Here is a 13,296-nt window from a genome sequence, read left to right as displayed (position 1 = left end):
TTTGCACTTTACCCTCGCTCTCGCGATCGCATAGCCCAGGCTACATCAAGTGCGATCGATATATTCAGCAAGCCCTAATTATGAAGATGAGGAAGAAAGTCTGGAAGTGGAACTATTAGACCTTTCTCTAGAAGATGAATGATTCAGTCATAAAGTCCGCTTGCTTTAGACAATTCTTGTTTCCTTACTTTTAACATCTACACGGGCAAAAAAGAAACGTGAGCGGAAACAATCTTCCACCCTTGAGGAAACTTCCGCCACATCTGACTCTGCCGCCCCAGCCGCACCACTCCATCCATTACACGGCGAAATTCCAGCGTCACCGCCGCCGTGTCTGCATCGAAAGTCACGACTTTGAGGTTGAACATTTCTCGATCGACATTTACAGGCGATCGCCCTTTACGAAAAGCCCTCACCTCATCGCTCCCGTACAGGTTCTCCGTCACCCCAAACCGCACGACTTCCGACGCATCCCAGAACAAATTATCGAGAGTTTCAATATCATTCCTACAAAGAGCTTTTTCGTATTTTAAATATAGTTCAGTTAACTCAGCCACCACAGCAGAATCATTGATAACAGTCATAAAGTGTAGATTTGAAAACTCTTAACTTTCACAATTTTTGTTTGCAATAAGGACTTTATTCCTTATTGCAAACAAAACTAATTAGTGGGAATTAATGCTCAATTTTGAGCGAAATAATCTTGTCACCTTGGCGGATAGCATTGACGACAGACATATCCTCAGTTTTGCCAAAAGTTGTGTGAACTCCATCTAGATGAGACTGGGGAGAATGGCAAATAAAGAATTGGCTGCCACCCGTATCGCGGCCTGCGTGAGCCATCGATAATGTTCCTGCCAAATGTTTGTTGGAGTTAATTTCGCACTTGATTTTGTAGCCGGGGCCGCCCGTTCCATTGCCTTTTGGACAGCCACCTTGAATCATAAAGTTAGGAATGACTCGGTGAAAGGCCAATCCATCGTAAAAACCTTTTTCCGCCAAGTCAACAAAATTCTTCACTGTGTTAGGCGCATCCGCATCGAACAATTCCAGATTGATTGTGCCTTTGTCGGTTTCCATAATAGCGCGGGTCATGATTTTTCCTTGCTTCCTAAAATGAGTGTGTTGCCTGCGTTTTAATTGCGGACTTCGCTTTTATAACGACAGGTTTCAAACTGTCGTTATATTGTGGCTTTCAGAAGTGTAGCATATTCCGGCAACTCTCATAGGACTTATTTGGGCTTTCTGAGGAAACCCGGTTTAGTGCGAGATTTCTGGTTAGCAAAGCTAATATTTTCCGAGACACCGGGTTTGTTACCCTCAGTCATATTTTAATTGTTGGTCACTTGCGGGTGCTCGGGTTCTTCCTGAATATCGCTCATATTAAAAATGAAAGGAACTCGACTCGAACCTGAACCCATAACCAGCACTTTTGGCATCTGAGCCCCCCCGCTTCTCCAAGCTTCGATCGCCTCTTTTTGCAGCACTAAATCGCCGCCTTGAGCCTTCAAAGTTTCAGCCAAAAGTCTTTGAGCTTCCGCCCTACCTTGAGCGCGGTTAATATCAGCTTGAGCCTGTTGTTCTGCTTCCTGAGCCACATAAACAGCTCTTTGCGCCCGCTGTTCAGCAACCTGTTTCTCCTCAACCGCTTTCGCAAAATCTGTGGAGAATCGAATGTTAACAACGCTCGTATCGAGCACGATTACATCATACTTTGATAGCCTCTCCTTCAGCGCAGTATCAAAGTCTCGCTTCAGTTCACTTCTTTGAGTAATAGATTGTTCGGCGGTTCTCAGTGCAGCCGCTGTTTTAAATGCTTCTTGCGTCTGAGGAGCAATAATTTTTGAGACTATATTCTCCAAAGTTCCTTGAGTCCTTCTGATCTCCACTATTTTCTCAGGATCGAGGCGAAAATTGATCGCAAAACTAGCATTTAAATCCTGAAGGTCTTTAGTAGCACTTTGGGCGGGAACTTCAAATTTTTGCACTGTTACATCGTACACATCTACCTTAGATATTAGCGGGGGTCTGAGGTGAAACCCCTCTAACAATGCTCCATCTGTGGCTTTTCCTAAAACGCTGACAACACCTGCTTCGCCTGGATTGATGACGACAAAAGAGTTTAAACCGATGAGTAGCGCGCCTACTAATAGAATCCCAGCGATTGCTGATGATATGCTCTGAAAACTTTGATTTTTCAACTTACACGCTCCTTTGTTCTCATTCCATTATAATGGTTAAATAGATGCGGTCGCCTTTAAATTCTAAAATCTAAAATTACAATCTAAAATGGATGGGGTTGCCTCTGAAATCTCAAATCTCAAATGGATCGGCTGATGCTCAAAATTGTTAAATATCCTAGAACTTATCACATCGAAGGTTCGCGTTTCCAACCGGGCGATGAAGACCTCGACAGCGTGCCATTTAGCGTTTTGATCGATCGCCCGACAGTGATTGAAGAAAAGGTAGACGGCGCTAATACAGGCATCAGCTTCGCACCAGATGGACAAATGCTGCTGCAAAGTCGCGGCCACTATCTCACTGGTGGGCCGAGGGAAAAACATTTTAACTTATTCAAACAGTGGGCTTTCAGTCTCAGCGGAACCCTGGGAGAAGTGCTGGGAAATCGCTACATTCTTTACGGCGAATGGCTTTATGCGAAACACACTGTTTTTTATGATTTTTTGCCGCACTATTTTATGGAGTACGACGTGCTGGACTTAGAAACCCGTCAATTTTTGAGTACAGAATCCCGCCGCAAGTTGTTAAGCGGACTGCCGTTGGTGTCCGTTCCCGTGCTGTTTTCTGGAGTGCTGAAGTCGCCCAAGCAAATGATGCAGTTTATGGAAAAGTCTAATTTTATTCAACCCGGACATTTGGAACGCTTGCGTTTGTACTGCCGGGAAGTGGGATTAGATGAAGAGCGGTGTTTGAAAGAGACTGACAAGAGCGAGATTATGGAAGGTTTGTATATTAAAGTCGAAGAAGAGGGCATAGTAAAAGCGCGTTACAAATACGTGCGTGCCAGTTTTTTGACAGCTATTAAAAATGCAGAAGGACATTGGCTAAATCGCCCAATCATACCCAATCTTCTGCGTCCAGGCACCGATTTATTTAATTTTAGTTAACCCGCAGGTGAATTTATGAATGCACTGTTATCGCCATCGGCAACTTGGACTTTTCCCTTTTGTCCCCAACCGCCCGATTGGTTTCTGGATTGGGACAGCATTCAAAATGATTTCGATTGGATTCAAAACTTAAGAGGATGTCAGCAAGACCCGATTTATCACGCCGAAGGAGACGTTTTAATTCATACCAGAATGGTCTGCGAAGCATTAATATCTTCGCCGAATTGGCGGCAATTACCCGAAAAAGAACGATCGATACTTTTTGCCGCCGCTTTGCTGCACGATGTCGCCAAACCAGCCTTTACAAAAATAGAAGCCGACGGCAGAATTAGCTCAAAAGGTCACGCCCGCCAAGGTGCGAGAATGGTCAGACAAATTTTATCTCAATTCGAGCCACCAGTGCAGTTTGACATTCGCGAAACAGTGGTGGCGATCGTCAAATTCGGCAGTTTACCCATCTGGCTGATCGACAAACCCAACCCGCAGCAGTCTGTAATTAAAGTTAGTCAAGTTGTCCGCTGCGATTTTCTCGCACTTTTAGCCGAAGCAGACGTGCGCGGCCGACAGTGTAGCGACAGACAAGAATTGCTCGATAAAATAGAACTATTTCGCGAGTTTTGTCAAGAAAATAATTGTTTGGATTCTCCCCGACAATTCCCATCAGCACACAGCCGATTTATCTACTTCCGCAAAGAGAACGGAAATCCCGATTACGAAGCATTTGACGATACTCGATGCGAAGTAATCTTGATGTCTGGCTTGCCGGCAAGCGGTAAAGATTATTGGATTCGGGAAAAACTTCCAGATTTGCCGGTAATCTCGCTGGATGCACTGCGAAAAGAGATGAATGTCCCTCCAGACGAAACCCCGGGAAATGTGGTGACAGCCGCCAAAAAAAGAGCGCGCGAATACATGAATGAGGGGCGTTCTTTTGTGTGGAACGCCACGAATACAACTAAACAAATGCGGCAGCAATTAATTGATTTTTTTGCTGCTTATCAAGCGCGAGTTCGCATTGTTTATCTAGAAGTACCTCTAGAAGAAATATTGCAGCGGAATCGATCGCGCACAGTAACAGTACCGGAAGCAGTCATTCACAAGTTAGCTGCGCGACTGGATATTCCAGACATCACAGAAGCCCATCAAGTCGAGTGGATTGTCAGCGATCGCGCTTAATAGTGCCAATCCACCCGCGATCGCTCTTATTTCTTCAACGCGCTACCAATCCCTTTTTCCCTAAAAGAGAATCGTCATAATGTGCCAACAAATCAGCAGGGTGATCGTAAATTTCCGCAGCATTTGCCAGCGAAGCATCATCGAAACCTCCGCACCTAAAAGCAATTACTGGCACCCCGCACTTGCCCGCAGCTTCGATATCGTAAGGAGTATCAGCTAACATGACAGTCTGACTTGCTTCCATCTGCAATTTGCTCAAAGCAGCTTCCACAATATCCGGTTCCGGTTTAGAAGCTTCTGCATCACTCGATGTCGCCGCTTGCCCTTGATCCAATAAATCGTCAACTTGTGCAGCTTTCAGCAAACCGGAAAGTTCTTCGGTGGTAGCGGAAGTAGCAATAATTAGCCGCAATCCTTCTTTCTGCATTTTTAACAGCAAATCCCGCGAACCGGGGGTTGGAGAAAGGTCGGGAGAAAAGCGGTTAATAATCAGTTCTTTGCGTCGCTGGGCAATCTTTTTCCCGTCGCCTTCTTCGTCGGAAAGTTCTGATACCATTTTGGGTATAACTTTGTCGCCTCCCATGCCAATTAGTGGGCGAACTTTCTCAAACGGCACGTCGTAGCCGTAAGCGGCAAATGCCTCTACCCAAGCTTGAGCGTGGGCGTCATTGCTGAGCGTCAGAGTACCGTCAATATCGAGAATTACTGCTTGCAATTGCATAACTTATTAGTGGTTAGTTATTAGACTTCTTGTCAAAACCTGGTGTCTAGTAAGGACTGAATTCCTTAACTAATTAATTAGCCAATTAGCGAGTAAAGTTCTTACTACTAACCCAAGGTTAGTGGTAAGAACTTTAGTTTTTGTTAGGTTGGGAGTAAGCACTTTAGTCCTTAATTATTTAATTACTCAATGGTGGACTGGCAAGCTTACTATTAACTTTTTGATTGCCTATTTCATGCCCGTGCCGTGCAATTTGGGTTCAGGCGGCGGCGGTACTGGTTCTGGCCCTAACGGTTGGGGATCGGCTACATATTCAAATTCGCCTTTGCCATCCATTGATTTGCCTTTCGCCCAGCGTCCCTCGCTACTTTCGGAACCTTCAGAATGATTCCAAAACTGATAAGCAAATTCTGATTTTTCCAACTCCTGCGGGAAGGAACTCGGAACGGGTGTTGTTTCCATTCCCGAACTTTCTAAATCTTCGATCGCCGCCAGCCACAAATTTTGGTGCATCGTGTCGCGGGCGATCATAAAACTGAGGGTGTCTTTCACGCCGGGATCGTTTGACATTTCATACATCCGCACAGCCTGCAATCTTCCTTGCGATTCGGCGTGCAAATTCGAGCGAAAATCTGCTAAAAGATTGCCGCTAGCAACGATATAACGGCCGTTCCAAGGATACCCTACGCTGTCGCTAGGAAGTGCGCCCAAACCCGATACAATGGCGTGCTGCGGATTCATGCTGTCGGCGATCGCATCTCGCGGGCTGTTTCCTCCCATCACAGCACCCACCACAGCATCCTTGAAACCTTCTTCTTGCATAGATACAGGAGCTTTATCTAACAAGTGAGCAATCATAGTTGCTAGCATCTCGATATGCCCGATTTCTTCTGTACCGACATCAAGCAGCATATCGCGATATTTAGCTGGACCTCGGCAGTTCCAACCTTGAAATAGGTACTGCATCATCACGGTCATTTCGCCAAATGTACCGCCAATTAGTTCTTGTATTTTCTTGGCGTAAACGGCATCTGGCTTTTCTGGTCTTTTGTAATACTGTAGTGGCTTCTTATGGTAAAACATGGGGAAATCCTCCCAGGGAGTTTTGAGCAACTTTCATTATTTGTAACGCTGCCACCGATGGAGGGGAATCAGCTTTTAGTCATAAAGAAATTAAATCCTACCCGGTTATCTTTATCACTTTAGTTTAATGCGGTTTCTCGCGCCCGCGAACTACAGACTCTATTAAATTGGGTCGATCGTACATTCTATTTAAACAAACACAGCGCTGTGTCCTCCGGGTGTCAAAAAACACGTCAAAACCGCCCTCCTGCAGGGGGTTTAACCCCTATCGGAGAGCGGTTTTTTAGGTTTAGCGCACACCTATGTGTGGTGTCCATCCCCCTAGCTTCGAGTCCCCCCCTTGTTAAGCGGGATGGGGAGAATCAGTTGAATCAATGAGTTTGATAATTTTCCTCAGTCCAACAGCGCGGTAGAGCTTCACCGGAAGGAAACACTAAATTACTCTTGGGAAAAGTTGCTGTCTCTTGCTCTTCTTGACCAGCTTGATTTTTTCCCGGCACTTCATTTTTTGTAGGGCTGAGTAAAGCCTCTACATCGAGGATTTCTATCAAGTCGCCTGATTCTTTTTCTTGTAAAAGCATGGTTTTTCCTTGAAGGGTAAATGCGAGTTAGGGTTTGAGGACAACTTTGATACAGTTGTCTTTTTTGTTGAGGAAAATCTCGTAGGCGTGGGGCGCTTCATCCAACTTCATTCGGTGCGTAATTACGAATGACGGGTCAATTTCGCCTTTTTGAACGCGATCGAGCAAAGGCCGCAAATAGCGGTGAACGTGCGTCTGTCCCATTTTCAGGGTCAAGCCTTTGTTGAAAGCTGCACCTAAGGGCACTTTGTCTACGAAGCCGCCGTAAACGCCGGGAATTGAGACTGTGCCACCTTTGCGGCAAGCTACGATCACTTGTCGCAGGGCGGTGGGTCGATCGGTCTCCAAGCGCACGGCTTGCTTGGCTTTGTCGTACAAAGCGTCGAGACCGGTGCCGTGGGCTTCCATTCCTACAGCGTCGATGCAAGAGTCGGGTCCGCGTCCCCCCGTCATTTCAGTGACGGCTTCCCCAGCGTCCATTTCTTCGTAGTTGATGATTTCAGCTTTGGCCGCGGCCGCCATTTGCAAGCGTTCCGGTACGCGGTCGATCGCAATTACTCGCTCGGCCCCCAGCATAAACGCGCTTCTGATCGCAAATTGTCCGACCGGCCCACATCCCCAAACAGCTACAGTATCCCCCGGCTGAATGTTGCAGTTTTCGGCCGCCATGTAACCGGTAGGAAATATATCGGTGAGGAACAATACTTGTTCGTCCGAAAGTCCGTCGGGAATTTTTAAAGGGCCGACATCTGCAAACGGAACCCGCGCGTATTCTGCTTGACCTCCTGCATACCCGCCCGTTAAATGCGAGAAGCCAAACAGTCCTGCCGGCGAATGACCGTAGAGTTTTTCAGCCAATCCTGCATTGGGGTTGGAGTTGTCGCACAGCGACCACAAATCGCGGTTGCAAAAAAAGCAACTGCCGCAAGAAATAGTAAAAGGAATGACGATGCGATCGCCCTTTTTTAAGTTCTTGACTTCGCTGCCGAGTTCGACTACTTCCCCCATAAATTCGTGGCCCATGATGTCGCCCGATTGCATTGTCGGGATGTAGCCGTTATAAAGGTGCAAATCTGAGCCGCAGATTGCTGTAGACGTGATTTTAACTATTGCATCGCGCGGGTTGATAATTGTTGGGTCTGGTACATTATCAACTCGCACATCATTTGCCCCGTGCCAGCAAAGAGCTTTCATTATTTTTTTTCCTCTAGTTAACTACTAGCTAGCAGATTTTTGATTCTAAATCTTAAATTTACTACGCCGATAAATTATCTGCTTGGATGTTTTAATTTTAAGCATATAAAATATATTCTCTCTCTATCCGAGGTATAATTTATAAATCTATCTTCCGGCTGTTTTCAATAACAAAAATGTAAAGTTTATCCTCCAACTAAAGTGCGGGAGATTTCCCATTGTTCTGTTAACCACCAACATTTATAGCAACCACGCCCGACGGTTAGGACGCTCTTAATTGCTGAAATCCTTGCTTCTTCCTTCTTCCTTCTTCCTTCTGCCATAACAGCTAACAGCGAGATGGATGAGATTGTTTTTGTCGATCGCCGAGCGCTCCCCTCTCACAAGTGATAAAAATTTCGCCCTTAACCTCACTACAGCGGTTCTAATACCTCACATGAGATAAGTAGCGACCTAAAAATTCTCAACTAAAAGCGGGTTTATCGATTATTAAGTAGGGTGCGTGACTTTTGTATAGCTCAACACTCTTTCCCAATATTGAGAATCACGCACCCTGCTTAAGGAGGATTAATCGTCAAATATTGTATATTAGTTAGAGCTAAAAGCCGAGCTTGCGCTAAAGTTGTTAAAGATTAAAATTTATCGATCGCCTTTTATGCCTTACACTGCATCTACCCCAACAGACCCCAATCAAGCCAACATCCGCAATGCCGACCACCGCCTACTAGAATTCACCAAGCTAACTCCGATGATGCAGCGGTATGTGGAAGTGAAAGAACAGTATCCCCACGCACTTTTATTGTTTCGAGTCGGAGATTTTTTTGAGTGTTTTTTCCAAGATGCAGTTACGATTTCGCGGGAATTAGAACTTGTTTGTACGAGTAAAGAAAGCGGCAAAGAAATCGGCAGAGTGCCGATGACAGGAGTGCCACACCACGCCCTCGATCGCTACACGTCAATGTTAGTAGAAAAAGGCTATGCTGTGGTAGTTTGCGACCAAGTGGAAGATGCCTCGATTGCTGCTAAAGAAGGCCGCCAAGTCAAGCGAGAAATTACCCGCATTCTCACTCCCGGAACTTTGACAGATGACGGAATGCTCAAACCCAGACAAAATAATTTTTTAGCAGCAGTCGTCATCGCTGGGGAACATTGGGGATTAGCTTATACAGATATTTCTACGGGAGAATTCGTCACTACCCAAGCAGACAGTTTAGAACAATTAACCCTAGAATTGCTGCGTTTGCAGCCTTCGGAAGTCTTGGTACCGACTAATGCGCCGGATTTGGTGACTATGTTGAGGCCTGGAGAGAAATCAGAGCATTTACCAGAGTGTTTGCCGAATTCGTTTTGCTATTCTTTGCGATCGCAAATTCCGTTTAGTTTGTCCGAAGCAAAACAGAGAATCCTGCAAAAGTTCAAAGTGCGATCGCTCGAAGGCATGGGATGCGCGCACCTTTCCCTCGCAGTGCGCGCCGCCGGCGGTTTGTTGCAATATCTCGAAGAAACTCAAAAGGAAAAAGCAGTTTCTTTGCAAAGATTGCACACTTACACTCTCACCGATTTTCTCATACTCGACTACCAAACCCGCCGCAATCTCGAAATTACTCAAACAGTGAGAGATGGGGTTTTTCACGGTTCGCTGCTGTGGGCTATAGACAAAACCAGCACCGCAATGGGAGGCCGCGCTTTGCGCCGCTGGGTGCTGCAACCTTTGCTCAGCATTAAAGGCATTGGCGCCCGACACGACACGATTCAAGAATTAGTAGAAAATAACGCCCTGCGCCAAGATTTGCAGCAGTTGCTGCGCCACATTTACGACATCGAAAGACTGACCGGCCGCGCCGGTTCGGGAACAGCTAGCGCGCGGGATTTGGTCGCTTTAGCTGATTCTCTCGGAAAACTGCCGGCATTAGCCTCGATCGCAGCCCAAGGGATCTCGCCCTATTTGAAAGCGCTGCAAAATGTACCGCCAATTTTAGAAGAATTATCAACTAAAATTCACGCTCATTTAGTTGATGAACCGCCGATTCATTTAAAAGAAGGTGGTTTGATTCGAGCGGGAATCAATCCCATGCTAGATGAAATGCGCCACACTGCATCAGCCGACCAAGAATGGATTGCAAATTTAGAAGCAACTGAGAGAAAACGCACCGGAATTTCTAATTTAAAAGTAGGCTACAATAAAGCTTTCGGCTATTACATCAGCATTACCAAATCGAAAGTAGACCAAGTGCCGAAGGACTACACCCGCAAACAAACTCTCACCAATGAAGAACGCTACAGCACTGAAGAATTAAAAGAAAGGGAAGTGCGAATTCTGACAGCGCGGGAAGATTTAAATCAATTGGAATACGATATTTTTGCTCAAGTGCGAGCGGAGGTAGGAGAACACGCCGAAATTATTCGCAACGTTTCTCGCGCCGTGGCGGCGGTGGATGTTTTGTGCGGTTTGTCAGAAGTAGCAGTTTACCAGAATTACTGCCGCCCGACTATGACAGAAAGTCGGGAAATTAAAATTATTGAAGGTTGTCATCCTGTGGTGGAAAAGTCTTTGCCGCCGGGATTTTTTGTACCTAATTCTGCTTTTTTGGGTCGGGAAGAATCGTTAAACCGCCCAGATTTAATTATTTTAACCGGGCCGAATGCTAGCGGGAAAAGCTGCTACTTGCGGCAGGTGGGTTTGATTCAGTTAATGGCGCAGATGGGCAGTTATGTGCCGGCGAAAGCGGCGAGTTTGGGAATTTGCGATCGCATTTTTACCCGCGTCGGCGCAGTAGATGATTTGGCAACTGGTCAATCTACCTTTATGGTGGAAATGAACGAAACTGCAAATATTCTCAATCACGCGACGCCGCAATCATTGGTTTTGTTAGATGAAATTGGCAGGGGAACGGCGACGTTTGACGGACTTTCGATTGCTTGGTCTGTAGCAGAATATTTAGCAACTGAGATTCGGGCGCGGACAATTTTTGCGACTCACTATCACGAGTTAAATGAGTTAGCTTCTATTTTAGATAATGTCGCAAATTATCAGGTGACAGTCAAAGAATTGCCGGATCAAATCGTATTTTTGCACCAAGTTCAGCCGGGAGGTGCTGACAAATCTTACGGAATTGAAGCGGGGAGATTGGCCGGTTTGCCACCGTCGGTGATTGACAGGGCGAGACAGGTGATGAAGCAGATTGAGAAACATAGCAAAATTGCGATCGGGCTGAGGAAAGGTGTTAAAAAAGATGGCAAAAAAGAGTGTGAGGGCGAACAGTTGGATATTTTTGAGGATTGAAATTTGCGGTGGTAAAAAAATTTGTAGTAACTTCTATATTCCACCATTTTCAATAAGCCTTTCAGGGGCGGGCAGGATGCCCACCCCACAAGAAAATTTAATTTTTGTGGAACAGGCATCCTGCCTGTTCTTGAGCATGGTGCAAGATCTCAGTTACTACTTTTACAACAAACCAGGAACTCTGCAACAACTCTAACGTCCATTTTGCAACTTTCTTACCTCTTTGTGCACGCTCATCCCAATTTCTAGCGCCTCATTTAGCAATCGCCCGTATTCAGTCGCCCGATCGCTCACATCCAGCGCCATCAAAGCAGCCAAATTACTTTCAATATTAGCAAATAGCTCGTAACGGCGGCCGATAAATTGCTGATTTTCCCTAAGAATCCTTTCTGTTTTCAAAGCACAAACTAAACTTTCTCTAGTAATTTTTAATGCTTCAATTGCATCTCCTCGCTTAATTAAATTGGCTTGTAAATTGCCAGCAGCCGTTAGGCGATCGATAATATCTAAAGCCTGAATAACCTCATGATACTTCTCAACTTCATCCAGCAGACCCGCCAGCGTTGCCAGAGGCTTGGCCTTAACCCATTTATAGACATTCCAAGCAACAGTAATCGCCAGGGACAAACCCAAAGTTATTTGTAAAACCCGGACAAATATTTCAGCATCGCTAAATGAACCAACATTATGTTTATTAGCCAGTAAAGCAACAGGCAGCGAAACAACTAATGTCACACAAAATATCAGCAACTCATTCAACAAAAGAGAAAACAGCTTTTTGCCGTCCCGGAGTGCCGCAGGTCGGTAAAAATCCGCTGCAAAACCGTCGCTCAAAGCTATTCCGCTCAAATCCTCCAACTCCTTCTCAGGAATTTTTAACTCATCCAAATCCGCTTGTATCACTCTTTAAAATCTCCTTAAATTGGGATTAATTACGATCCTCCCAGAGACATAATTGATTGCCACAGACTCATATAAAAATTGCTGTCTCGGTTTCGGAACAGTTGAAAAGCTTGTCCCGGTGCGCCAAAAAACGGTCTTAGCGTCCATCCCAATTGACTGCCAACAAACGCATAAAGTCCCAACCAGAAGCGCAAAATATTTAGCCTGATGTCTTTGCCTTCCGCATCTTGTTCTGAAAGAAAGTGCATTCCTTGATAAATGAAACTTACTCCCAAAAATCCTGTGATTGCCATGATAGCAACATTCAGCACCAGATAAAAATTGTAATTGGTACTGCTTATGAGGAAAAACAAACTAACAGGTGCAAATCCAAACAGCAAAACGCTAATCATCGCCATCGCTGTCATCAACAATGTCAAATACTGCTCAAAAGTTCGTTTTGAACCAAACATGACATTAAAAAAGTAAAGTGTGGGAAAGCAGATAATCAGCGTCAGCAGGTAAAGTGCTGGCAACTTAATTGCTGAAACCAGACATTGCATCCACGTACTAGATGCACCTAATATCGCTCCGTAAATGCCAAAAAATAGGGTACTAGAAATCAACAAACCGAAAATTTTAGATTTGAGCTTGACACCTTGGCGAATTTCTTCGAGAAACTGTTGCCGTTCCCGCAGCAAATACATTACTACTGAAAAATATTTCACGGGCCCTCCTTGTGACTGATGCGACTCCGAATCAGTCATAACTCAAGCTGAGTGCGCTTGGCAATCTTGTCAAATCAGGGCACTCTATGTTAACCACTTATTCTTGCAGATACAGGACTTACACAGAACCTAATTATGTAGGGTGCTCTTGGGCCGCGCACCTTACCGCTATTAACTATCGGCTGGATATTTCTAGTCAAATTCTAGTCACATTGTCTCCAAATTGTATCCAAAAAGGTCATTTGATAGTCATTTCGTAGTCATTTCCTAGTCATTTGATAGTCACTTTGACCGCCGAATCAGCCGTATTCTGGGCAATAAAAAACCTCAAACCGTTGATTTCTCGTTGGTTTGAGGTTTTTTATAGAAGTAAGCGGGCAGCGGGAATCGAACCCGCATAGTTAGCTTGGAAGGCTAAAGTTTTACCACTAAACTATGCCCGCGCACAGAAACTAAACATACCACAAGTCTCTGGGGATTGCAATAGGCCTGTGCAAAATTTTTGAATACCTCCCTCACA

12 protein-coding genes and 1 tRNA gene are annotated in these 13,296 nt (G+C 45.3%); 3 read left to right on the top strand and 10 right to left on the bottom strand.

Annotation, left to right across the window (positions count from 1 at the left end):
* Window positions 1–197 precede the first annotated feature (197 nt).
* The 3 genes from hpxZ to QUA47_RS24250 all read right to left on the bottom strand — a co-directional run bounded on the left by hpxZ (window position 198) and on the right by QUA47_RS24250 (window position 2,201).
* Entirely contained in the window at window positions 198–584 is a 387-nt protein-coding gene (gene hpxZ, locus QUA47_RS24260) for an oxalurate catabolism protein HpxZ (protein ID WP_333432642.1), read from the bottom strand.
* 91 nt (window positions 585–675) lie between these two features.
* A complete protein-coding gene (locus QUA47_RS24255; RefSeq protein WP_333024554.1) occupies window positions 676–1,095 on the bottom strand; it encodes a peptidylprolyl isomerase in 420 nt (139 codons plus the stop codon).
* A 236-nt stretch (window positions 1,096–1,331) separates the two neighbouring features.
* Window positions 1,332–2,201 carry a prohibitin family protein gene (locus QUA47_RS24250; RefSeq protein ID WP_333432641.1) on the bottom strand — a complete coding sequence of 290 codons (870 nt, stop codon included), beginning with the start codon at window positions 2,199–2,201 and terminating at the stop codon, window positions 1,332–1,334.
* Window positions 2,202–2,324: 123 nt separating this feature from the next.
* On the opposite strand from QUA47_RS24250, the gene QUA47_RS24245 reads away from it, so the two are divergent.
* Window positions 2,325–3,128 (top strand): RNA ligase family protein, encoded by an 804-nt coding sequence (locus tag QUA47_RS24245; RefSeq protein WP_333432640.1) that lies wholly within the window; start codon window positions 2,325–2,327, stop codon window positions 3,126–3,128.
* A 15-nt stretch (window positions 3,129–3,143) separates the two neighbouring features.
* The gene (locus QUA47_RS24240; RefSeq protein ID WP_333432639.1) at window positions 3,144–4,304 is read left to right on the top strand and encodes an AAA family ATPase; all 1,161 of its coding nucleotides are present in this window, start codon (window positions 3,144–3,146) and stop codon (window positions 4,302–4,304) included.
* A 34-nt stretch (window positions 4,305–4,338) separates the two neighbouring features.
* Here QUA47_RS24240 and QUA47_RS24235 read toward each other — a convergent pair whose 3' ends face one another.
* From QUA47_RS24235 to QUA47_RS24220, 4 genes are all read right to left on the bottom strand, one after another.
* A complete protein-coding gene (locus QUA47_RS24235; RefSeq protein ID WP_333432638.1) occupies window positions 4,339–5,025 on the bottom strand; it encodes an HAD family hydrolase in 687 nt (228 codons plus the stop codon).
* A 228-nt stretch (window positions 5,026–5,253) separates the two neighbouring features.
* The gene (locus QUA47_RS24230) at window positions 5,254–6,108 is read right to left on the bottom strand and encodes a manganese catalase family protein (protein WP_333432637.1); all 855 of its coding nucleotides are present in this window, start codon (window positions 6,106–6,108) and stop codon (window positions 5,254–5,256) included.
* Window positions 6,109–6,479: 371 nt separating this feature from the next.
* The gene (locus QUA47_RS24225; protein WP_333219038.1) at window positions 6,480–6,689 is read right to left on the bottom strand and encodes an acetyltransferase; all 210 of its coding nucleotides are present in this window, start codon (window positions 6,687–6,689) and stop codon (window positions 6,480–6,482) included.
* A 27-nt stretch (window positions 6,690–6,716) separates the two neighbouring features.
* Window positions 6,717–7,883, bottom strand: coding sequence for a zinc-dependent alcohol dehydrogenase (locus tag QUA47_RS24220; protein WP_333219036.1), 1,167 nt, complete (start codon window positions 7,881–7,883; stop codon window positions 6,717–6,719).
* Between the two features lie 655 nt (window positions 7,884–8,538).
* Here QUA47_RS24220 and mutS point away from each other — a divergent pair.
* On the top strand, window positions 8,539–11,166 hold the full coding sequence (mutS, locus tag QUA47_RS24215) for a DNA mismatch repair protein MutS (protein ID WP_333432636.1): 2,628 nt from the start codon (window positions 8,539–8,541) through the stop codon (window positions 11,164–11,166).
* Between the two features lie 192 nt (window positions 11,167–11,358).
* Here mutS and QUA47_RS24210 read toward each other — a convergent pair whose 3' ends face one another.
* The 3 genes from QUA47_RS24210 to QUA47_RS24200 form a co-directional block, all read right to left on the bottom strand.
* Window positions 11,359–12,069 (bottom strand): hypothetical protein, encoded by a 711-nt coding sequence (locus QUA47_RS24210; RefSeq protein WP_333432635.1) that lies wholly within the window; start codon window positions 12,067–12,069, stop codon window positions 11,359–11,361.
* A gap of 29 nt (window positions 12,070–12,098) precedes the next feature.
* On the bottom strand, window positions 12,099–12,815 hold the full coding sequence (locus tag QUA47_RS24205) for an actin-binding WH2 domain-containing protein (RefSeq protein ID WP_190656501.1): 717 nt from the start codon (window positions 12,813–12,815) through the stop codon (window positions 12,099–12,101).
* 333 nt (window positions 12,816–13,148) lie between these two features.
* Window positions 13,149–13,219 (bottom strand) — tRNA-Gly (locus tag QUA47_RS24200).
* Window positions 13,220–13,296: the final 77 nt, after the last annotated feature.

This window comes from Microcoleus sp. MON2_D5, assembly GCF_036701905.1.
Taxonomy (GTDB): Bacteria; Cyanobacteriota; Cyanobacteriia; order Cyanobacteriales; family Microcoleaceae; genus Microcoleus.
The sequence above is the reverse complement of the archived record's forward strand: the minus strand, read 5'-3'. Positions and strand labels throughout refer to the sequence as shown.

Coding starts and splice junctions, on each gene's coding strand:
- QUA47_RS24235 (WP_333432638.1), bottom strand. CDS start 5,025: ATGCAATTGCAAGCAGTAATTCTCGATATTGACGGTACTCTGACGCTC.
- QUA47_RS24255 (WP_333024554.1), bottom strand. CDS start 1,095: ATGACCCGCGCTATTATGGAAACCGACAAAGGCACAATCAATCTGGAA.
- QUA47_RS24240 (WP_333432639.1), top strand. CDS start 3,144: ATGAATGCACTGTTATCGCCATCGGCAACTTGGACTTTTCCCTTTTGT.
- QUA47_RS24205 (WP_190656501.1), bottom strand. CDS start 12,815: ATGACTGATTCGGAGTCGCATCAGTCACAAGGAGGGCCCGTGAAATAT.
- QUA47_RS24220 (WP_333219036.1), bottom strand. CDS start 7,883: ATGAAAGCTCTTTGCTGGCACGGGGCAAATGATGTGCGAGTTGATAAT.
- QUA47_RS24230 (WP_333432637.1), bottom strand. CDS start 6,108: ATGTTTTACCATAAGAAGCCACTACAGTATTACAAAAGACCAGAAAAG.
- hpxZ (WP_333432642.1), bottom strand. CDS start 584: ATGACTGTTATCAATGATTCTGCTGTGGTGGCTGAGTTAACTGAACTA.
- QUA47_RS24245 (WP_333432640.1), top strand. CDS start 2,325: ATGGATCGGCTGATGCTCAAAATTGTTAAATATCCTAGAACTTATCAC.
- mutS (WP_333432636.1), top strand. CDS start 8,539: ATGCCTTACACTGCATCTACCCCAACAGACCCCAATCAAGCCAACATC.
- QUA47_RS24225 (WP_333219038.1), bottom strand. CDS start 6,689: ATGCTTTTACAAGAAAAAGAATCAGGCGACTTGATAGAAATCCTCGAT.